Below are 21,180 nucleotides of genomic sequence, written 5' to 3'. Positions count from 1 at the left end.
CACACGCTTATTTGTGGCCTCTTAGTTAAATGGATATAACGGCCCCCTCCTAAGGGGCAGTTACAGGTTCGATTCCTGTAGGGGCTACCAATAAAATCAATGGGTTATGATTTAAGTTCTTTTATTTTTAATTTCTGTGTAGCAAATATGTAGCACTGTGAAGTTCAGATAAAAAATCTTTAACCTTCCATTTTACTCTAGAATAGAAAGTTTAGTACATGTAACTTCTATTGAGTCTCTTTTTTCTTGTATGAAAATCCACTGCTTAATTAAATTGAATTTAGTTAGTACTCAAAGTGAGAAAATTACTTTGTTGAGATGGCTTGTCTCCATCAACGTGGACTGAAAAAAAGCGTATCTCACGTGTTACTTGATTTAAAACTTCAAAGTGCTTAGGATATGCGTCACTTTATATTGGGTAGTTTTCATAGAATGAGTTTAGAGAAATTTAATAAAATAAAACAAATATTAGGAGAGCCAAATTTAGAAAGGGAAGGCGTAGCGATATATCAAATGGATTGCCTTGAAGCTATGAAAAAACTCCCTAGTGATCTGGTCGACCTCACTATAACCTCACCTCCATATAATATAGGTAAAGAGTATGAGGAATTAGCCAAGTTAGATGATTATTTGAACTGGTGTGAGAGCTGGATTGGGGAAATTTACCGTTTAACTAAAAAAGATGGAACATTTTGGCTGAATGTTGGATATTTAGAGGTCGCAGATGAGGGGCTTGCAGTTCCAATACCTTATCTACTTTGGAATAGAACACCTTTCTACTTTCTCCAAGAAGTTGTATGGAATTATGCTGCCGGTGTTGCATGTAAGAAAAGGTTTTCGCCTAGAAACGAAAAGCTTCTTTGGTATGTGAAAGATAAAAAAAGCTATACATTCAATCTCGATGCGGTCAGAGATCCTAATGTAAAATATCCTAATCAAAAGAAAAATGGAAAGCTAAGATGCAATCCATTTGGAAAGAATCCTAGTGATGTTTGGCAAATTACTAAAGTTACATCTGGTAAAAATAGATCGTCAGTTGAGAGAACCCCACACCCCGCGCAATTTCCAATGGAACTTGTCGAGAGGATGCTCAAGGCTTCCAGTAATACAGGTGATGTTGTTATAGATCCTTTTATGGGGTCAGGAAGCACTGCTGAATGTGCAATTCGAAACGGGCGTTATGTTGTAGGTTTTGAGCTGAAAAGTGAATATATAGGTTATGCAGAACAACGTATAGACAGATACCTAGAAGATAAAGAACTAGCTTCTAGGCAGGAGAGTTTAGAGATTTAAAATGAATTTAGGAAGTCATAGTTGTCTTGATATGTTTTCCTAATTTTTAAGTTCATACCAGAGTAGGCTTTTAAATCACCAAAGGTGTATACTTGTTCAGAGTGAAAAATAGTTGCAGCTCTAGGGCCAATTCCATTAAGGAGTTCTATAGGACTATTATTTCTATAGGCTCCATTTATTTCAAATAGTTTGTATTTGTAAACATCTGGTTTTAATACCGCAGCTTGCCCAGTTGCAGCCCCTTGAGGAACCCAATCATCTTGATCTACCCATCCTATTCTTATTAACGTAATTGCATGCTTATAAAAGTTTACTGTAATGTAAAAGCCTGACTTATCTTTACCAGCATTTTCCAAGGATAAAGCCTGCTGATTGTAGCTGCGGTTGCCATAAAGAGAATAGCCAAGCTGTCCCGAACTCTTCATTTCAGTTGAAAAAATAGGATTTTGAATATTTACTAAATCTTTATCGCTTTTGAACTCTTCGCCTTTCCAATCAAAAGGGTATCTACTTTTTAATTCATGAGAAAATAATTTCTGGAAGAAGTATCCTACTACTGTTGCAGGTAAATCAACTTCGTACAAATCAATCTCACCGCCAATTCGAGATGTCCATAATCGCTCCCAAGAAAGCATTGCTATTTCTAATATTTCTTCAGGATTAAGAGGATACTGATTGATAAGATCTTCGGTGATATTTGTCCAGTTAGCTATAGGTTGATTTGCGTAAGGTGATATTTTCATTTATTTTATTCCTTTAAATAAAATAGAAGGTGAGGTGTTTAGAGCTTGGGAAATTAAGATAATATTATTAAGGCTAATATTTCTTTCTCCTCGTTCTACCGAGCCAATATAAGTCCTATGCAGAGAACATAAGTCAGCGAGTTCCTCTTGTGATAATTCAGCATTTAGGCGAAGCTCTTTCAAGTTCCTACCAAATTGTTCTTTATATGTTTTCATGTTATTCAGTTTGTATTTGTGATGACGATGAGTCTACAGACTATGAGTAGCAGTTAAGGGAGGGGCAAATAAATAGTTTGTATTTTTACAGCGCTTTTTGATGGTTGATTTCTAATAACAAAGACACCCATTCTAATTTTGCACTTTATGAAACGAAGTACTAGGCTTTATTTAGTGCAAAAAACAAGCAGGGTGTTACATGGCAATCGCAAGAAAGCGCCAAGTAAGTTTGGTCGATACAAAATATTATCACTGTATTTCACGTTGTGTTCGCCGTGCTTTTTTATGTGGCGAAGACCATTTCACCGGTCAATCTTATGAGCATCGTAGAGGTTGGGTTGAAGATAAGCTGCTTGAATTAGCTAAGGTATTTTGTATTGATGTATGCGCTTATGCAGTGATGAGTAATCACACTCACTTAGTACTGTATGTTGATGATAAAAAAGCAAACAGGCTGAATGATAAAGCGATTGTTATTCGCTGGCATAAACTCTGTAAAGGCACATTGTTAACGCAGAAATATGTACAAGGTGAAAAGCTAAGTAAAGCTGAACTTATCTTTTTTAATCAAACAGTAAAGGAATACCGAGAGCGCTTATCAAGTATTAGCTGGTTTATGAGGTTATTAAATGAAGACATTGCGCGCAGAGCAAATAAAGAAGATAACTGTACTGGCCGTTTTTGGGAGGGACGATTTAGATCCCAAGCATTATTAGATGAAGCTGCACTTGCCGCCTGTATGGCGTATGTCGATTTAAATCCCATCAGAGCCAAAATGGCAAATACACCAGAGGAATCAGACCATACCAGCATCAAACAACGCTTAACACGGGCAAACGAAGGCAAGCAACCAAAACAACTGCTCCGCTTTGCAGGCATGCCACGTCAAATAATGCCAAAAGGACTCCCGTTTGAGCTTAAATCGTATCTTGAACTTGTTGAGTTAACAGGGCGTTGTATGCGAGAAGATAAACGCGGGTATATTGAAAGTACACGCTTACCCTTACTCGAAAGAGTAAATATCTCCCCCGAAAACTGGTTAAAACTCACCACACAATTTACACGCGTATTTCACGGTGCAGTAGGGAGGCCCACTTCACAAGTGAGTTACTGTGAAAACTTAAACCGAAAACGGCGAGCGAATATAAGTAACTGCGAAAAGCTACTCGCATAACGTTTAAACAACTCAATAAAAATTAAAACTGCAATGATGCAGCTATTTTCATGCGCGTAATTTAAGTTTAACAGTGATAATGGCTTATTTGGTAATCCCCCCGAAAAATAATAATATAAAAAGAAATGAATTCTTGGTCAAAAAAGTAAATTTAATGACACAATATTATTTGTACAATTAGATAGAGTGGCTGTCCTGTTTAATCAGTTTAATCAGCCTTTTACTTCGAGTATGAGTTCTCCATCGTAATAGCTTTGTAAGTATGCTTTATTATTTTTATACACAAAAAAAGCGAGTAAACGTCAATTTACTCGCTCTATTAATAGTTTAAAAAACGCTAAATTTTAATGTCTAACCATCACTTGTAATTGTATCGATTAACTCACTAAGTACGGCTTCAGCTTGGCTTGTTTCTACTTGGCAAGTGCCGGCATTTAAGTGCCCGCCACCATTATATTTTAAGCATAGCTCGCCAACATTGGTGTTTGAGGTACGGTTGGTGATTGATTTACCAATTGCGTACACTACGTTTTGCTTTTTAAGGCCCCACAGTTTATGAATTGAGATGTTGCAGTTGGGGTACATGGCGTAAATAACAAAGCGGTTGGTAGCGTAAATAGTTTCTTCTTGGGTTAAATCAAGTACCACTAAATTTTTATGGACAGTGGCGCATTGAGTAATTTGCTCTTTTGCTTTTTCGTTATGCTCGTTATATAAAGCAACACGTTCGGCTACATCTTCTATTTGTAGTATTTGTTCAATGCTTTGGTCTTTACAGGCGTCAATGAGTTTCATCATTAATTGGTAGTTTGAAATTTTAAACTCACGGAAACGGCCTAACCCTGTGCGTGCATCCATAATGAAGTTCATTAATACCCAGTCTGTTGGGTTTAATATTTCGTCTTTTGAAAACTGAGCAGCATCACCTTTGTCTACGGCGTCCATCATTTCAACTGAGATATTCGGAAATTTTTCAGCGCCACCATAATAGTCATAAACTACACGTGCAGCCGAAGGGGCTTGCGGATCAATAATATGGTTTTTAATGTCGTTTGAGTTACGTACGGTTTCGCTAAGGTGATGATCAAACGCTATATGACAACCTGCAACGTAGGGAAGGTTGGTGGTAATGTCGTTTTCGGTAATGTCTATTTTGCCATCTTGCATGTCTTTTGGATGAACAAACAAAATGTCGTCAATTAGGTCTAAGTCTTTTAAAAGGACGGCGCATACTAGGCCATCAAAATCACTGCGTGTAACAAGTCTAAATTTATTATTGGACATAGCTATTCCATCATTTTAATTGAGTTATCAATTGAGTGTAACAGTAAATATATTACCTAGATTCAAATTGTAAGTGCATAACTTGTTTTGACTAGATTAAGTGGTCAGTTGCTCATAAGCTAACTGCTTTTTCTCCGGCAAGAGATTTTACAATGAGACATTACAAACAACTGACCTATGAGCAAAGATGCCAGATCGCTGTTCTAAAGAAAAGCGGTTTTACGCAACAAAGTATTGCTGAGCTAACTAATTTATCGCAATCTACGATTTCAAGAGAGCTTGCTAGAAATACAGGCAAGCGAGGTTACAGATACAAACAAGCTCATGAGCGGGCTTTGTCTCGCCGAAGAAGTGCAAGAAAACCACTTAAGATGACACTTGAAATGATGGCTTTAATTACCCAGAAGCTTAATGAGAAGTGGAGTCCTGAACAAATAACGGGATGGTTGCGCAAGGAAAATAAACAATCTGTCAGTCATGAATGCATTTATCTATATATCTGGGAAGATAAAAAAGCAGGTGGTGAGTTATACCTACATCTGCGCCGACACGGTAAGAAATATCACAAGCGCAGTCATGGTAAGACAAACCGAGGGCAAATAAAAAATCGCGTTAGCATTGAAGAACGTCCACAAATAGTTGATGAGAAAGGCCGTATCGGAGATTGGGAAATAGATACCGTCATAGGTAAAGGTCATCGAGGCGCCCTTGTTACCATTGTAGAGCGGGTCACCCAATTCACTGTATCAACTCAGGTGGCAGGCAAAACAGCACAAGCCGTCACTGCGGCGACGATAGAACTATTAAGACCATATAGGTCAGCGCTTCATACCATCACGGCTGACAATGGAAAAGAGTTCGCTTATCATGAGCAAATCACAAAGGCATTAAGTGTTCCTGTTTATTTTGCTCATCCTTATCACTCATGGGAGCGCGGATTGAATGAAAACACGAATGGATTACTACGCCAGTATTGGCCGAAGAGCACAGATTTTAAGGCGGTAACACCAGCGCAAGTTATACCAGTACTTGAGCAACTTAATAATCGTCCGAGAAAGACACTTGGATTTGAAACGCCTGCAAAATTGATGCAAGATCATTTGGCGGCTAAAGCCGCCTAAACGTTATGCACTTCAGATTTGAATCCGCGTTATTTGAGAGGTCTGCTTTAAAAAATTTATAAAAATAAAAAGGCCAAAGTAAATACTTTGGCCTTTGTTAGCAAGTGTATGTGCAATGAGCAGTTTATGCGCCTGGGCCACATTCCATACATGAGTTTACAATGTCTGGGCCAAATTTAAGTTTGGCGTTTAAGTCGCGAAGGGCGGTGCGTAAGCCTTCTTCAATTACTGGGTGGTAAAATGGCATATCAAGCATTTGTGGTACGGTCATTTTGTTTTGAACAGCCCATGCTAATAAGTGAGCAATGTGTTCGGCTTGTGGGCCAATAAATTCAGCACCTAAAAATAAGCCTGTGCCTTGCTCTGCGTATACACGCATGTGGCCTTTGTTTTTAAGCATTACTCGGCTTCGGCCTTGGTTTTCAAAGCTCACTTCGCCTACTTCAAAACAGCCGCATGGGCCTAATCGGTCAGTAATTTGCTTGTAGCTTTCGCCTACCATTGCTATTTGTGGGTCGCTAAATACAGCTGCAATTTTAGCTCTGCGCAGACCTATACGTACATCTGGAAAGCGCCCTGCATTTTGACCCGCAATAGCACCTTGGTCAGATGCTTCGTGTAGCAATGGGATCATGTTGCTGGCATCACCGGCTATAAATATGTTCGACTCACCACATTGCATTGTGTGTGTGTCTGCGTGCGGTACGCCGCGTTCATCAAGTTCAATACCGGTGTTTTCAAGGCCTAGTTTATCTACGTTAGGTACTCGGCCTGTGGCTGCAAGTACGTAGTCAAACTGTTCGGTGTGTTTTTCACCTTGTTTGTCGGTGTAAGTTAGCTGTGCTTTGTTGCCAACTTGCATCATGTCAGATACGTTTGAGTCGGTATCTACAAAAAATTCTTGAGCGAACACAGTGTTTGCATAGTCTTTTACTACTGGATCTGTAAGTGGGCCAATTGCGCCGCCTACACCAAATAGTTTTACATTTACGCCTAGTCGGCTAAGTGCTTGGCCAATTTCAAGACCTATTACACCAGGGCCAAATACAGCGACTGATTCTGGTAGGTCATCCCAATCAAATACGTCGTCGTTTATAATAAGTTTGTCGCCAAAGTTATTAAATACGCCAGGGTATGAAGGGCGTGAACCGGTGGCAATTACAAAGCGTTTTGCTGTAATAATTGTATGATCGTCTATTTGTACGCGGTTTGTGTCTAAAAATTTAGCGTTACCACGAATTTTATCTCCATCTGGTAATTCATCTACGGCTTCTACTACGAATCCTGCAAAACGATCTCGTTCACTTTTAACGCGTGCCATAACTGCTTTGCCGTCAATGACTGGCTTTGAGCTATGAACACCAAATGCAGGTGCCATTTCAATTGCGTGTGCGGCTTCGGCGGCTGCAATCAATAATTTACTAGGCATACAACCAACACGTGCGCATGTTGTGCCATATGGGCCTGATTCAATCATTAATACATTTTGTGTGAACTGTTTAGCATTACGATAAGCACTTAAACCAGCTGTACCTGCGCCTATAACAACAACATCGGTTTGCAATTCTTTCATAGTAGGTATCCTTTATTAAACAGGGGCAATAGGCCCCTGTTAATTTTTACTTAATTAAGCAAAGTATTTTTCTAAATCGTCTGAGCCGCCAATGTGTTTACCACCAATAAATATTTGTGGAACAGTATCACGACCAGATACAGCTTTAAGGCTTGTTAGTGATGCACCTGCACCCATAACAATCTCTTCATAGGCGAAACCTTTTTCTGCAAGTAGCTCTTTCGCTTTTTTACAGAAAGGGCAGCCAGGTTTAGTAAAGATACTTACTGGTTCTGGTTTAGCTTGCTTAGGGTTGATGTAGTCAAGCATTGTGTCTGCGTCAGATACTTCAAACGGGTCGCCTGGTAAATCTGGTTCGATGAACATTTTGTCAATTACACCATCTTTAACCAGCATAGAGTATCTCCAGCTGCGCTTACCAAAGCCTAGGTCATTTTTGTCTACTAACATGCCCATGCCGTCAGTAAATTCGCCGTTGCCGTCTGGTAATAAAGTAATGTTTTGCGCTTCTTGATGTTCAGCCCATGCGTTCATTACAAAGGTGTCGTTTACTGATAAACATACAATTTCGTCAACGCCGTTTTGCTTAAGTACGCCTGCTAATTCGTTGTAACGCGGTAAGTGAGTTGATGAACATGTTGGTGTAAATGCACCTGGTAGTGAAAATACTACAACCGTTTTACCTTTAAAAATGTCATCTGTTGTTACTGATTTCCATTCGTTATTTTCACGAGTTGCAAATGTAACACTTGGGATTGTTTGACCTTCGATATTGTTTAACATAGTTTTTGTTCCTCTTGATTTGTTGATAGCCATTATGGTGAATAATTAAATATAGTTCCAATCGTTTGTTTGTATTAAACTGATAGCTATAAACTATCAGGTGGAGCTGAATATGAACTTAAAAGATTTCGAATATGTAAAAGCAATCGCGCACTATAAACATTTTCGTAAAGCTGCTGATGCCTGTTTTGTTAGCCAGCCTACATTAAGTGGGCAAGTAAAAAAACTTGAACAAGAGCTGGGTGTTGTTTTATTTGATCGTTCCACCAAGCAAGTTACTCTTACGAGTAAAGGCGCTCGTTTATTGGCGCAAATAGAGCTGATTTTAGAGCAAACACAAATACTGAAAGAATTAGCCGCGACATCAAATGAACCCCTGCAAGGAAAATTAACCATTGGTATAATTCCTACCATTGCGCCTTACTTGTTGCCTGCGTTATTAACATCAATGAAAGCGGCATTTATTGATAGTCAGTTTTCGTTTATTGAGATGCAAACAGCAACAATTTTAGAAGCTTTAAATAATGGCGAACTCGACTTTGCTATTTTAGCCGATGTGCCAGAACTTATTAATTATCATACGGTTGCTCTATACAAAGAAGATTTTTTAGTGGCGGTATCACAAGATAACGCGCTTTCTAAGCATAAAAAAGTGGCGTTAAGCGACCTTCAAGGATGCAGCCTACTAATGTTAAGTGATGGCCATTGCTTTAAAGATCAAGCCCAAAAGTTTTGTTTTTCTGCAGGAGTCGATGTATCTAATCAGTATAAAGGTAATAGTTTAGAAACATTATTAGCGTTAGTGGCCATGGATGACGGTATTACATTTGTACCAAAGCTTGCTTGCACAGAGCGGGCGGGTATTGACTACATGCCTATATTTCCTAATCAGCAGCGTAATGTGGTATTTGCATGCAGAAAGCATTATCCGCATTTATCTGGTGTAGAACAATTGGGCGAGTGGTTGTCTGCTCACCCTAATTTAAAAGCTAAATTAACTAAAAAGGTTAATTAAAGATCTTGGCTGATTATTTCTACTACATCGTTTATTTGCACGCCTGGTAGCGGTTTGTCATCAATACTTACCGCAATGGCACTTTGTTGATAAAGCTGTTCAACGCGAATGGTGTTAAGTGTGGTTACTTTATGCGGCATGATATTACCCGCTGCATCCGTTAAGTAATTATGATGTGCAATGCTGAGCAGTTGGCCTTTTTGTAAACCGTGTGCTTTACCTAAATTTAAGACTATTTTGCTGTTTTCAATGTGCATTATTTTACCTTGCGTTGGTAAACACGCCATTGCAGCTTGTATGTCGTAACTTAAAGAGTGATTTATTTCACTTATACTTTGCCCAAAAGGTGATTGCCAAAATCTATCACTGTTTACATCAATTATGGCTGTTTTTTCGAATGGCCAAATTGCTTGGCTTTGATAGCTATTTTGCCAAAGTTGCTCGTACGTTGTGCCATCAAACAATGTTAATTCTATTTGGTAGCTACGCTGGTAGCTTTCATCTTGCCAAAACGCATATTCACTATTGAGTTTATTACTGGTCGATAGGTTTGTTATTTGGCTTAATAAAACATATTGAGCGTTGCTGCGAGTTGCAATTTCTTCTAACTGAGCAGTGGAGTAATCATGTTGTTGAGTAAAATATTTATCAACTTTGATAGCGTTTTTGTAATAGGCAACAGGTATTGCACTCATTTTTGATTTTTGCAGCGCCGAAAAAATATTTTTGCTAACCGCTTTATCTATGTCAAAAATTTGACCCATTTTTGCTTGCTCGCGATGATTAAGCTGGCTTTGGGTTACAGCTAAAAATTTATTAAAGCTGTTTTGCGGGCATTGTTCTGTTTGAGCGAAAATGTCTAAGCGCAGTGTGATTGCAAATTTATCGTCGTATTTATTTTCGCTTATAAGCTCAATTTTTTGAATTTCACCGTGACTACTAATTTTAAGTTGATCTTGCATTAACACGCCATCTACCAAGGTTTGCACTGAGCTTACTCTTGCGCCTGAAAATACTAAAGCTTGGGTTATTGCGTCTTTTATAGCGGCAGATTTGGCTGCGCTCATATCCCCATTTTGAACAAGTGCGTGCCCAGTCGATTCATACCACTGCGCTTTTGTGAAAGGTGAAAACGTTAATAAAGCAGTTGCGCTTAATCCTACAAATACTGATGATAAAAACGATTTCATACACTTACTCCAATTAAACTTTAGCTAGTAGTGTGTTTAGAGCAAGGACTATACCAACGTTGTTTTTAATACTATAAATGGCATTAAACGTGCATATAGTTACATAATTAGTTTATTAGGACGATGTACAATGCGAGCAATATCATTATCTATCACACTGGGGTGCTTAGCACTAAGTGGTTGCAGTAGCGTGTTTGATAAACATGTTGAATATAAATATGTAGCGCCAAATAATTACCCTATTATAAAAGCGATTGGTTATGCGCCTATCAGCTTGCAAAAGGGCGTTAACAGTTCGCAAAAGCAACTAATGGCTATTAAAGCGTCAAAGCTGGAGGCTTATCGAGAATTAACAGAACAAGTTTACGGGCAAAAAATTACCGCCGGAACTACTGTTGCAGGCTCAATAGCGCAAGATGACTATTTACAAAGTAAAGTGCAGGGGATTATAAAAGGGGCGCAAGTAATTAAAACGTATGCTGTAGATGATACTTATGTAACTGAGCTTGAATTAAATATGAAACGTGTTCACGATTTATATATAGGTGAAGTTAAGCCTCGAGAAGTAAAGAAAGTAACGTATTACTAAATTTATTTAATTAGGGATGATGACTTTTTATTATACCCAATCAATCTAGGCTTTTAGGTTACGTACAAGTTGGCTGTTGGTGTTTACTTCGCCACCGGCTTGATCGTATGTAGTTGAGGAAGGAGCACCAATTAAAATCTCTTTCAATTGTTTAACGCTCAATTGAGCTTGATGCGCCGCATGTGCATTTACATCATTTTGTTTTTTACATTTTTCAAGTTTACTACGCACAATGGAAATTAAATCAGGAACTTCATCTGACAGTTCGTCGTTATTAGCAATGAGTTTGTTTAATTCTTTATCAAGAGAATTTAACTTAGTTAAAAAAGGCATTTTTTGTTGAGCAATTTCTTTCAAACCTTCGCCACGTCGAGACGCAATCGCGGTCAGCTCATCATTTAATAAGGTGGCTAATGAATCTAAGCATTTTCCTTGCTCGTTCAGCTTGACGATAATTAAACTGTTATGATCAGCCATATACGTCAAACTCGAAACTAGCTAAGTTTTTAGCTAACTTTTCATTGTCAATTTGGTACTTACCTTCAGTAATTGCTTTTTTTAGTTCTGAAACTTTATCACTGTCGAAACCAGATGATTGCTGCGCTTTTTCTTGCAACGTTTTTAATTCTTTCGCTTGCGGCGTTAGACTTACTGAGTCACTGGCGGCCTTAGGTGAAGCAGACTGAAGTGATTGCGTATTTACATTATCTCTTTGTAAATCAACTTTTTGTTGCTTAGTATTAGCTAAAGCAGCAGTTTGTTGATTACCTGAATTAACTTGACTGACCATAATAATAAACCTGTATATTACCCAACTTATGCCAACATATCGGCACCTACGAAGAATACTTTAGCATAATTTTGAATTAAATGTTTACCTGCACCGACTCTACACCATCCACTCGTGCATTTAAAACTTTACCCGTTTTTTTGTTTTTAACACGTATTTGTTCTCCAATTGTTCCGTCCTCTAAAGCAACTCCCGTTGTCTTTATTTTCAACCCTCTAAGGTTAGCTAAAATGTTTACAGAATCACCTTTGCACACCATACATATTTGGTTAAGTAATATAGGCATCCCGCTTCTTATGTTGCGTTTGCTCCTACTTCCAATAAGTATTTCTGGGTTATCTAAATACTGCATTCTAACAAAATGTGTTGGTTTCATTTCAATACTTAAGTGAGAACTTGTTATTACTTCACCTCGCACTAAATTTGCGTTAGCGATCACAACAGGTGCCATTTCAACTATTCTTACATGCACGTACTGAGACCAATTTTGAGTATCGTTACATTTTATTTGTAATGTAACTTGTCGATTAAATGGCGGCTCACTTGGGATTAGTAACTCGAGCGCATTTTGACAGGTTCGATCAGGAATACGACTATCAAGTGGTAAAGCACTTAATTGTATTTTAGTATTTTCTGTAGAACCAATCTGATCGGCGACATAACTTATTGCGATCTCTTGTAATAAATCTTTATTAAAGACTTTTGCGTGCAGGGGTAAAGCGAAGCTGAGGCTAGCAACAAAATAAAAAACACTGTATCTTCTGACTTTTTTTAACAAACTCATAATGTTTCGACTATGCTTATGGTTTCAAACAGGGTATAAATATTTTGCGTCAAAAAGAAGACGCTCCCGTGATGTTATGTAAGCTTTATAAATAGAAAGCAATTATCATTCCGTATTATTTGTTTTCTTTAGGAGATTTGAATGGCAGGCATTTTAGACTCAGTAAACCAGCGCACCCAGTTGGTTGGGCAGAACCGCCTAGAATTACTATTATTTAAGCTCAGGGGTCGGCAGCGTTTTGGTATAAACGTATTTAAGGTGAGGGAAGTATTACAATGCCCTCCACTAACAAGTATGCCAAAGTCAAACGCCTATATTCGTGGTGTTGCACATATTCGCGGCCAGACTATTTCGGTGATAGATCTTTCTATGGCCGTGGGTGGGCGACCAATAGAAAACATAACAGACAGTTTTATTATCATTGCTGAATATAACCGCTCAGTGCAAGGTTTTTTAGTGGGTGGGGTAGAGCGTATTGTTAATATGAATTGGGAAAAAATAATGCCGCCTCCATCAGGTGCTGGCCGATATTCATATTTAACCGCTGTAACCGAAATCGAAAATGAACTGGTCGAAATATTAGACGTAGAAAAGATTCTTAACGAAATTTGCCCTGTAAACACAGAAGTAAGTGCTGATGTAGCAGCTAGCGGCGATATTCAAAAAGACTTGGGTGAGCGAATTGTGTTTATTGCTGATGATTCAGCTGTTGCGCGTAACCAAGTTAAACGTGCGCTAGAGCCACTTGGTGTTCAAACTGAGTTAGCTAAAAATGGTAAAGAAGCCTTAATAAGGTTAAAAGAAATAGCTGAATTAGATTGTAAAGACAATATTACCGAACGTGTCGCTTTACTTATATCTGATGTTGAAATGCCTGAAATGGATGGCTATACGTTAACGGCAGAAATTAAAGCAGATCCTAAACTCGCCCCTTTACATGTTATTTTACATACTTCATTGAGTGGTGTTTTTAATCAGGCGATGATTGAAAAAGTAGGGGCTGATGACTTTATTGCAAAATTTAACCCAGATGAACTAGCAACTGCTGTGAAAAAATGGGTTCATTGTGATTAATAAAAATAGGTGTTACTAATTTGAATAATAAAGATTTGCAGCAAAGTGAATACGATCAGTTTCGTTCGTTTTTGGAGCAGCAATGCGGGATCGTTTTAGGTGAAAATAAACAATATTTGGTGAAAAGCCGACTTGCGCCGTTAATGACTCGATTTAATGTAGAATCTTTATCAGAGCTGGTTAGCAAAACGCTGGGTCCTCATGAGCGACAGCTTCGAGCTGCGGTTGTAGACGCAATGACTACGAATGAAACGTTGTGGTTTAGAGATCAATACCCGTTTGAATTGCTTCAAAATAAGCTTTTCCCGGAATTTAAGGAGCTAAGAAGACCACTAAAAATTTGGTCGGCAGCGAGTTCTTCTGGTCAAGAACCATACTCTATTTCAATGTCTGTTGCTGAGTTTCAAGCAAAGCAACCTAATGTGTTACGGATGGGGGCGCAAATTATTGGCACTGATATCTCTAATACGATGCTTGATATGTGTAAAAATGGTGAATACGATGCATTGGCTTTAGCAAGAGGTCTTTCTGCTGAGCGCCGTAAAAAGTTTTTTAAAGATAGCGGCAATGGTATGGCTCAAGTAAATGATTCGATAAAAAAGCAAGTTAGCTTTAGACATTTAAATCTACTTGATTCTTACGCACTTATGGGTAAATTCGATATTATATTTTGTCGAAATGTACTTATATATTTTGCCCCAGAAGTAAAAGCTAAAATTATTAGTCAATTTGCTCAAGCGCTGAATCCTAAAGGTTACTTATTTTTGGGTGCATCAGAGTCAATGACAGGCTTAAGCAGTGAATTTGACATGGTACGATGCAACCCTGGCATTATTTATCAAAAAAAGCTGTAATAGTAACTCCTTCCCTATATAAATGACGCGCCTAGCGTCATTTTTCTTTTTAATACATACTCTTATATAAATAATCACCACTCTAGTATTAATGGCGTATTTTTTGCTTTATTCAAGGTAAGTCAATTTTTTGGAGATGGTTATGGCTATCAGTTTTGATAAGGCATTAGGTGTGCATCCGCAGGCTATGTTGATCCGTTCACAACGAGCAGAAGTAATTGCAACTAATATTGCGAATGCTGATACGCCGGGCTACAAAGCAAAAGATATTGATTTTGCCTCTGCATTAAAAGCGGCAAGATCAAACCAGCAAAGCGGCAATACAATGGTACGAACTAACGATAAACACATCGGTGGTGGTACTCGTAGTATGGATGATTCAGAATTATTTCGCTTACCAAATCAAGCAGATACGGGCGATGGTAACTCGGTTGATATACAAGTGGAACGAAACTTGTATACACAGAATGCTATGGAGTATCAGGCCAGCTTGCAATTTTTAAGCAGCAGATTTAAAGGTCTGAATAAAGCACTCGGTAGTCAAGGATAAAAATTATGAGTTTATATAATGTATTTGATATTGCAGGTTCAGGTATGAGCGCACAAAATGTACGCTTAAATACCACCGCAAGTAATATTTCTAATGCGAATACGATTAGTTCTTCTCAAGACAAAACATACCGAGCGCGACAACCTGTATTTGCTGCTGAACTTACCAAAGCTTCAGCATCGGCAAGTAATCAACAGGGCTCCGCCGTTGGCGTTAAAGTTTTAGGCATTGTTGAAAGCAGTGCTCCATTACAGATTGAGTATAATCCAAATCACCCGAGTGCGGATGAAAATGGCTATATTTATAAACCCAACGTTAATGTTGTTGAGGAGATGGCTAATATGATTTCTGCCTCTCGCTCTTATGAAACAAACGTGCAAGTTGCAGATGCAGCTAAGCAAATGTTAAGTAAAACACTGCTGCTAGGTCAGCGGTAACCGAGGGTAGGTTATGAATAACGATATAAGTACATCTTCATCCTATTTAGACTCAATCCGTTGGCAAGAGCAGCAAGTAGCTAGCAGCGAAGATGAGAGTGACGCGTTAACACAAGAAGATTTTTTCTCGTTGTTGACGCAGCAATTGTCGTATCAAGATCCCAGTAACCCTGCGGACAATGATCAAATGATTGCGCAAATGACTAGTTTTACTATGGCGCAAGGCATTACAGATTTAAATACTAACTTTGAATCCTTAGCCTCTTCGATGACGTCTAATTCTGCATTACAAGCCTCAACGCTTGTTGGTAAGCAGGCTTTACTAGAGTCAAATACCCTTGATTTAAATGAAACGGGTGATGCTAGAGGCTCAGCAGTAGCAGAAGAAGCTATGGATAACCTTAAAATCAAAGTAACTGACGAATCAGGTCAATTAGTAAGAACGATTGATATGGGTTCTCAGGCAGCTGGAGCAATTCGCTTTGCTTGGGATGGTAACAACGAAGCCGGCGAACGTTTACCTGAAGGTGAATACACAATAACAGCTGAAGGAAGTACTAACGGTGAATTTTCAAGTTTACCCGTTGCTACTTTTAAGAACATTGAAAGTGTAAATATTAACGGCTCAAGTGGCATTATTATTAACACTAAAGAAGGTGCGGTTAGACTGACGGATGTCGCAGAAATCGCATAATTAATTTTAGTATTTTTTGCCTGCCAGCAGGCTTCAGATTGATAGGTTAGAGGTGAATTATGAGCTTCAATATTGCATTAACAGGCCTTGCTGCCGCGCAAAAAGATTTAGATGTAACAGCAAATAATATTGCGAACGTCAATACTACCGGTTTTAAAGAGTCACGCGCAGAGTTTGCCGATGTTTATGCATCGTCAGTATTTAGCGCAGGTAGGACTAAAAATGGTGATGGTGTGCAAACGACGATGGTTGCACAGCAGTTTCACCAAGGATCACTGCAGTTTACTAATAACTCTTTAGATTTAGCTATTACAGGTGAAGGTTATTTTGCGATGACCGATGATATTTCATCGCAAGATTTAACCTATACTCGTGCCGGTGCATTTAAATTAAACCAAGATAATTTTATGGTTGACGCTAAGGGTAATTTCTTACAAGCATTCCCTGTAGATTCATCAACCGGTGATACAACATCAGTGAGTTTGAGTACAACAAACCCAGTTCAAATACCAGATTCATCAGGTTCGCCACGTGCTACAGAAAATGTATTCTTATCGTTCAATTTAGATGCGACAGCTGATGCACCGGGTATAGATTTTGATCCTACATCAAATGGTACTTATAACTCATCTACATCAACGACAGTTTATGACTCGTTAGGTGAGCCGCATATATTGCAATACTTTTTTGTAAAAGGACCTGACGCAGCTTCAGGTGGTGCAGATAATAGCTGGGAAGTGTATGCGACACTTGATGGAAAGGTAGTTGATGGAACTTCGGGCGCAGAACAAACCACGACCCCTTATGCACCGATCACAACTCTTGGTTTTGATTCAAGTGGTTTACCTGCAACGACAGGCGGAGTAGCAAATACAAACCTAACCACTTTTGATGAGATAAACCTACCTGCTGGTGCTGGTACTGGTTTATCTACAATGCTTGATAATGGTGCTACATTCCCAGGCACAGGTATTGAGCTTAATTGGCGTGATGAAAACAATACGGCAGGACGTATACCAACACAGTATTCAAGTGGTTTTGAAGTTAAAGCACTTGATCAAGATGGTTCGACTGTTGGTCGTTTAGCTGGAATTGATATTGGCACCGACGGTAAACTAGTTGCTTCATACAGTAACGGTGATTCAACATACCTTGGCCAGATAGCTATGGTTCGCTTTCCTAATTCGCAAGGTTTATCACAAATAGGCGACACAAGTTGGAAGCAAAGTATTGACTCAGGTGAGCCTGTTGCAGGTGAGGCAGGGTCAGGTACATTTGGTAGTATTAACTCATCAGCACTTGAGCAATCAAATACAAATTTAACTAATGAGCTTGTCGATTTAATCACAGCTCAACGTAATTACCAAGCTAACTCGCGAGCGCTTGAAGTTAACTCAACAATCCAGCAAAGTATTTTGCAGATTCGATAATTTAAATTTAATTAAATATTTTAGGCTGCATTTTGCAGCCTTTTTTATTTTAGCCTCTAAACCAAAACCAATGGTTACAGTAAGTGGCTATCATTTCTATTGTTTGTTTCATCACTCTAATGTTACGTAAACTCTAATCTGGCATCTATTTTGCATTTGTTAAGTTAGAGATTTTTAATGTGAGTCGATGTTATGGACAAAATGGTCTACATTGCGGCCTCAGGTGCTAAACAGAGCCTGCAGGGCCTTGCCCTTAAAGCCAATAATTTGGCGAATGCCAATACGACAGGCTTTAAATCAGACTTTGCTCAAGCACGTTCTATGCAAGCGTTTGGTGAAGGGCTGCCAACACGTGTATTTTCGATGCAAGAACGTCCGGGTTCAAACATGACATCGGGTGGCATAGTTGAAACAGGCAGAGATTTAGATATCGCAATGAGCGATAACGCATGGCTGAGTGTGCAAGATGCGTCGGGTAATGAAGCTTACACTAAAGTAGGCACGCTCAATATCACAGCAGAAGGCATGCTGGTAACAAGTCATGGACGTCAAGTTATTGGCGAAGGTGGTCCAATTATACTGCCTGTACCAATTGAAAAGGTTGAATTTAGTCAAGATGGTGCTATTCAGGTTCGTCCGCAAGGCGCCCCAGCAAATTTTTTAGAAGAAGTTGATCGCTTAAGGGTCGTTGAGGCTGATAATTCACAACTTGAAAAAGGTAATGATGGCTTATTTAGACCAAAACCAAATCAAGTTGTTGATACTTCCGCTAATGTAAAAGTATTGAGTGGAACCTTAGAAATGTCGAATGTAAACCCCGTTCATGAAATGGTCGATATGATAAGTCATCAACGCCAATTTGAATTACAAGTCAAACTGATGAAAACAGCTGAAGAAATTGACGAACGTCAAGATCAGCTGTTGCGCATAGTTTAACTTTAAAATGAGGACACTATTATGAATCCTGCATTGTGGATCAGTAAAACAGGGCTTGATGCTCAACAAACCGATATTTCGGTTATTTCAAATAATTTAGCGAATGCCAGTACGGTTGGTTACAAAAAAAGCCGCGCTATATTTGAAGATTTACTTTATCAAAATATTAATCAGCCAGGTGGTCGTTCATCGCAAGACACTGAAATGCCATCAGGCCTAATGTTAGGTGCGGGTGCAAAAGTTGTAGCCAACCAAAAAGAGTTTACGCAAGGTAACATGTTAACCACCGAAAACTCACTAGATTGGATGATTTCCGGCGAAGGTTTTTTTGAAGTGCTGCAGCCAGATGGCAATATTGCCTATTCGCGCAATGGCCAGTTTACCACCGATGGTGATGGACGAATTGTTACATCGGGTGCTGGTTATGTTATTCAGCCAGAAATGAATGTCCCCGAAGATGCTCAATCGATTACTGTTTCGCAAGACGGAGAAGTATCTGTTCGTGTTGCAGGTCAAGCCGATAACGTAGTTATTGGTCAGATCACCATTAGTGACTTCATTAATCCATCGGGTCTTGAGCCGATTGGTCAAAACCTTTATACCGAAACAGCTGTAAGTGGTGCTCCGGTGCAGGGTAACCCTGGGGTTGAGGGGCTTGGTAGTATTATTCAAGGCTCACTTGAAACATCAAACGTAAATGTCACAGAAGAGCTGGTAAATCTTATCGAAACTCAACGTATTTATGAAATGAATTCAAAAGTAATTTCAGCCGTCGACGAAATGATGAGTTATATCAATCAGCAACTATAAGGTTTAGGGGCAGAATATGCGTAATATTATGTTATTTGCGGCAGGCACTCTATTTTTAAGTGGATGTGTATCAACACAAAATAGTGAAATAGTGCAAGACGATCCTTACTATGCGCCAATGTACCCAGAACCAAATATAGAACCTGTTGTAGCAACAGGCTCTTTATTTAACACGAATGTGTCGAACGATTTATACGCGGACAGAAAAGCTCTGCGTACCGGCGATATCATTACGGTTAAATTGCAAGAATCTACCCAAGCTACAAAAGCGGCAAAAACAGAAACAGATAAGCAATCTGACACGAGCCTTGACCCTGTAATTGGTTTGGGGGGACTTCCTGTTAATATCGGTGGCGACAGTATTCAATTTGGAATTGGCAGTGATTCATCGTTTTCTGGTGACTCTAAATCAAATCAATCAAATAGTTTATTTGGCAATATATCGGTTAATGTGATGCGTGTTTTACCAAACGGTAACTTAGTTATTCGAGGTGAAAAATGGTTAACTCTTAATACAGGCGAAGAGTTTATTCGCTTAGAAGGGTTGGTGCGCCCGCAAGATGTTGGCTCAGATAATACGGTTGAATCAAACCGAATAGCTAATGCACGGATTCAATATTCAGGTAAAGGGCAAACCCAAGAAGCACAAAGTGCTGGTTGGTTAACGCGCTTTTTTAGTAGCTCGCTCTTTCCTTTTTAGAGGACATTCAATATGAATGTATTTAAGTTTTTTTGTTTAATTGTTTTGCTGGGATGTCAATTTTCGGCACATGCAGAGCGTATTAAAGATATCTCTATGGTTGAAGGTGTGCGTTCTAACCAATTAGTGGGTTACGGGTTAGTTGTTGGCTTACCTGGGACTGGCGAGCAAAGTAAGTTTACCCAACAGAGTTTCAAGGGCATGTTAAGTAATTTTGGTATTACACTGCCGGCTAATTTAAGCCCTAAAATTAAAAATGTGGCTGCTGTTGCTGTGCATGCAGAGTTACCTGCGTTCAGAAAACCAGGACAAACAATTGATATTACCGTGTCGTCTATTGGCAGCGCCGGTAGTTTGCGCGGTGGTACTTTAATTCAAACATTTTTAAAAGGTGTTGATGGGAATGTATACGCTATAGCACAAGGTAGCCTTATTGTTGGCGGCTTAGGAGCTGAGGGTTTGGATGGCAGCAAGGTTGTTATAAACACACCCACCGTCGGTCGAATTCCCAATGGTGCTACTGTTGAACGTGCCGTTAAAAGTCCATTTATGCAAAGCGACTATATTACTTTTAATTTAAATCGCCCAGATTTTACAACAGCGAAACGTTTAGAAAGTACGATAAACGACTTAGTTGGTCCCAATAGCGCACAAGCTATTGATGCTGCATCTATTCGTGTTATTGCCCCAAGAGATGCATCACAACGTGTATCGTATTTATCAACACTTGAAAACTTAGAGTTTACCCCTGCGGATAACGCAGCAAAAATTATTGTTAACTCTCGTACGGGGACGATTGTAATTGGGAAAAATGTAAAACTACAGCCAGCCGCGATTACTCATGGTGGTTTAACTGTGACGATTACCGAGCAACAAAATGTATCTCAGCCTAATGCATTAAGTGAAGGTGAAACCGCCGTTACGAATCAAAGTATCATTGATGTGAATCAGGATGATTCACGTGCATTTGTATTTAATCCTGGTGTTAGCTTGGACGATTTAGTCAGAGCAATCAATGAAGTTGGTGCTGCACCAGGTGATTTGATGGCTATTCTTGAAGCGCTAAAAGAGGCTGGTGCAATAAACGGTCAACTAGTTGTTATTTAGTATTTAAACACGCCCTAGTAACATTTTTACTAG

At 39.1% G+C, this 21,180-nt stretch carries 24 protein-coding genes and 1 tRNA gene; 16 read left to right on the top strand and 9 right to left on the bottom strand.

Annotated elements, in window-relative coordinates; all coding sequences use genetic code 11:
* The first annotated feature begins 15 nt into the window (after nucleotides 1-15).
* Both D172_RS13640 and D172_RS13635 read left to right on the top strand, forming a co-directional pair.
* A tRNA-Arg gene (locus D172_RS13640) sits at nucleotides 16-90 on the top strand.
* A gap of 309 nt (nucleotides 91-399) precedes the next feature.
* On the top strand, nucleotides 400-1,293 hold the full coding sequence (locus D172_RS13635; RefSeq protein ID WP_205986643.1) for a DNA-methyltransferase: 894 nt from the start codon (nucleotides 400-402) through the stop codon (nucleotides 1,291-1,293).
* Here D172_RS13635 and D172_RS13630 read toward each other — a convergent pair.
* Together D172_RS13630 and D172_RS13625 are read right to left on the bottom strand one after the other, a co-directional pair.
* Complete coding sequence (locus tag D172_RS13630; RefSeq protein ID WP_007377503.1) at nucleotides 1,290-2,036, bottom strand: ScaI family restriction endonuclease; 747 nt, start codon at nucleotides 2,034-2,036, stop codon at nucleotides 1,290-1,292. The two genes, D172_RS13635 and D172_RS13630, sit on opposite strands and share 4 nt — an antisense overlap.
* Entirely contained in the window at nucleotides 2,037-2,252 is a 216-nt protein-coding gene (locus tag D172_RS13625) for a helix-turn-helix domain-containing protein (protein WP_033023736.1), read from the bottom strand.
* 199 nt (nucleotides 2,253-2,451) lie between these two features.
* Here D172_RS13625 and D172_RS13620 point away from each other — a divergent pair, with 199 nt between their 5' ends.
* The gene (locus D172_RS13620; RefSeq protein WP_007377502.1) at nucleotides 2,452-3,426 is read left to right on the top strand and encodes a transposase; all 975 of its coding nucleotides are present in this window, start codon (nucleotides 2,452-2,454) and stop codon (nucleotides 3,424-3,426) included.
* Nucleotides 3,427-3,777: 351 nt separating this feature from the next.
* Here D172_RS13620 and D172_RS13615 read toward each other — a convergent pair whose 3' ends face one another.
* Nucleotides 3,778-4,710 carry an exopolyphosphatase gene (locus D172_RS13615; protein WP_007377501.1) on the bottom strand — a complete coding sequence of 311 codons (933 nt, stop codon included), beginning with the start codon at nucleotides 4,708-4,710 and terminating at the stop codon, nucleotides 3,778-3,780.
* Nucleotides 4,711-4,862: 152 nt separating this feature from the next.
* Here D172_RS13615 and D172_RS13610 point away from each other — a divergent pair, with 152 nt between their 5' ends.
* Nucleotides 4,863-5,831 (top strand): IS30 family transposase, encoded by a 969-nt coding sequence (locus D172_RS13610; protein ID WP_007377509.1) that lies wholly within the window; start codon nucleotides 4,863-4,865, stop codon nucleotides 5,829-5,831.
* Nucleotides 5,832-5,955: 124 nt separating this feature from the next.
* On the opposite strand, the gene D172_RS13605 is transcribed toward D172_RS13610, so the two are convergent.
* On the bottom strand, nucleotides 5,956-7,404 hold the full coding sequence (locus D172_RS13605) for a dihydrolipoyl dehydrogenase (RefSeq protein WP_007378720.1): 1,449 nt from the start codon (nucleotides 7,402-7,404) through the stop codon (nucleotides 5,956-5,958).
* Nucleotides 7,405-7,458: 54 nt separating this feature from the next.
* Nucleotides 7,459-8,187: a glutathione peroxidase gene (locus D172_RS13600; protein ID WP_007378719.1), complete on the bottom strand. Its 729-nt coding sequence runs from the start codon at nucleotides 8,185-8,187 to the stop codon at nucleotides 7,459-7,461.
* Between the two features lie 112 nt (nucleotides 8,188-8,299).
* Between D172_RS13600 and D172_RS13595 the strand changes: the two genes are divergently transcribed.
* Nucleotides 8,300-9,202 carry a LysR substrate-binding domain-containing protein gene (locus tag D172_RS13595; protein WP_007378718.1) on the top strand — a complete coding sequence of 301 codons (903 nt, stop codon included), beginning with the start codon at nucleotides 8,300-8,302 and terminating at the stop codon, nucleotides 9,200-9,202.
* On the opposite strand, the gene D172_RS13590 is transcribed toward D172_RS13595, so the two are convergent.
* On the bottom strand, nucleotides 9,199-10,392 hold the full coding sequence (locus D172_RS13590) for a flagellar assembly protein FlgT (RefSeq protein WP_007378717.1): 1,194 nt from the start codon (nucleotides 10,390-10,392) through the stop codon (nucleotides 9,199-9,201). The two genes, D172_RS13595 and D172_RS13590, sit on opposite strands and share 4 nt — an antisense overlap.
* 130 nt (nucleotides 10,393-10,522) lie before the next feature.
* Here D172_RS13590 and D172_RS13585 point away from each other — a divergent pair, with 130 nt between their 5' ends.
* Nucleotides 10,523-10,981 carry an LPP20 family lipoprotein gene (locus D172_RS13585; protein WP_007378716.1) on the top strand — a complete coding sequence of 153 codons (459 nt, stop codon included), beginning with the start codon at nucleotides 10,523-10,525 and terminating at the stop codon, nucleotides 10,979-10,981.
* Between the two features lie 45 nt (nucleotides 10,982-11,026).
* Here the strand turns inward: D172_RS13585 and flgN are convergent, their stop codons facing one another.
* The 3 genes from flgN to flgA all read right to left on the bottom strand — a co-directional run bounded on the left by flgN (nucleotide 11,027) and on the right by flgA (nucleotide 12,555).
* Nucleotides 11,027-11,458, bottom strand: coding sequence for a flagellar protein FlgN (gene flgN / locus D172_RS13580; RefSeq protein ID WP_007378715.1), 432 nt, complete (start codon nucleotides 11,456-11,458; stop codon nucleotides 11,027-11,029).
* Nucleotides 11,451-11,771, bottom strand: a complete 321-nt coding sequence (gene flgM / locus D172_RS13575; RefSeq protein ID WP_007378714.1) for a flagellar biosynthesis anti-sigma factor FlgM — start codon at nucleotides 11,769-11,771, stop codon at nucleotides 11,451-11,453. Before flgM ends, flgN begins: the two co-directional genes overlap by 8 nt.
* A 76-nt stretch (nucleotides 11,772-11,847) precedes the next feature.
* A complete protein-coding gene (gene flgA, locus D172_RS13570) occupies nucleotides 11,848-12,555 on the bottom strand; it encodes a flagellar basal body P-ring formation chaperone FlgA (protein ID WP_007378713.1) in 708 nt (235 codons plus the stop codon).
* 141 nt (nucleotides 12,556-12,696) lie between these two features.
* Between flgA and D172_RS13565 the strand changes: the two genes are divergently transcribed.
* From D172_RS13565 to D172_RS13520, 10 genes are all read left to right on the top strand, one after another.
* Nucleotides 12,697-13,629, top strand: coding sequence for a chemotaxis protein (locus tag D172_RS13565; protein WP_007378712.1), 933 nt, complete (start codon nucleotides 12,697-12,699; stop codon nucleotides 13,627-13,629).
* A gap of 20 nt (nucleotides 13,630-13,649) precedes the next feature.
* Nucleotides 13,650-14,483: a CheR family methyltransferase gene (locus tag D172_RS13560; RefSeq protein WP_007378711.1), complete on the top strand. Its 834-nt coding sequence runs from the start codon at nucleotides 13,650-13,652 to the stop codon at nucleotides 14,481-14,483.
* 142 nt (nucleotides 14,484-14,625) lie between these two features.
* Nucleotides 14,626-15,033, top strand: a complete 408-nt coding sequence (gene flgB, locus D172_RS13555) for a flagellar basal body rod protein FlgB (protein ID WP_007378710.1) — start codon at nucleotides 14,626-14,628, stop codon at nucleotides 15,031-15,033.
* A 5-nt stretch (nucleotides 15,034-15,038) separates the two neighbouring features.
* Entirely contained in the window at nucleotides 15,039-15,470 is a 432-nt protein-coding gene (gene flgC, locus D172_RS13550) for a flagellar basal body rod protein FlgC (protein ID WP_007378709.1), read from the top strand.
* Between the two features lie 13 nt (nucleotides 15,471-15,483).
* A complete protein-coding gene (locus D172_RS13545) occupies nucleotides 15,484-16,164 on the top strand; it encodes a flagellar hook assembly protein FlgD (RefSeq protein ID WP_007378708.1) in 681 nt (226 codons plus the stop codon).
* 59 nt (nucleotides 16,165-16,223) lie between these two features.
* Complete coding sequence (gene flgE / locus D172_RS13540) at nucleotides 16,224-17,594, top strand: flagellar hook protein FlgE (protein WP_007378707.1); 1,371 nt, start codon at nucleotides 16,224-16,226, stop codon at nucleotides 17,592-17,594.
* Nucleotides 17,595-17,786: 192 nt separating this feature from the next.
* Nucleotides 17,787-18,530 carry a flagellar basal body rod protein FlgF gene (locus D172_RS13535; RefSeq protein ID WP_007378706.1) on the top strand — a complete coding sequence of 248 codons (744 nt, stop codon included), beginning with the start codon at nucleotides 17,787-17,789 and terminating at the stop codon, nucleotides 18,528-18,530.
* Nucleotides 18,531-18,551: 21 nt separating this feature from the next.
* Complete coding sequence (gene flgG / locus D172_RS13530) at nucleotides 18,552-19,340, top strand: flagellar basal-body rod protein FlgG (protein WP_007378705.1); 789 nt, start codon at nucleotides 18,552-18,554, stop codon at nucleotides 19,338-19,340.
* Between the two features lie 16 nt (nucleotides 19,341-19,356).
* On the top strand, nucleotides 19,357-20,040 hold the full coding sequence (flgH, locus tag D172_RS13525) for a flagellar basal body L-ring protein FlgH (RefSeq protein WP_007378704.1): 684 nt from the start codon (nucleotides 19,357-19,359) through the stop codon (nucleotides 20,038-20,040).
* Nucleotides 20,041-20,052: 12 nt separating this feature from the next.
* Entirely contained in the window at nucleotides 20,053-21,147 is a 1,095-nt protein-coding gene (locus D172_RS13520) for a flagellar basal body P-ring protein FlgI (protein ID WP_007378703.1), read from the top strand.
* Nucleotides 21,148-21,180: the final 33 nt, after the last annotated feature.

It is taken from the genome of Pseudoalteromonas sp. Bsw20308, from assembly GCF_000310105.2.
Lineage (GTDB): Bacteria > Pseudomonadota > Gammaproteobacteria > Enterobacterales > Alteromonadaceae > Pseudoalteromonas > Pseudoalteromonas fuliginea.
This window is presented reverse-complemented; position numbering and strand designations above follow the sequence as displayed.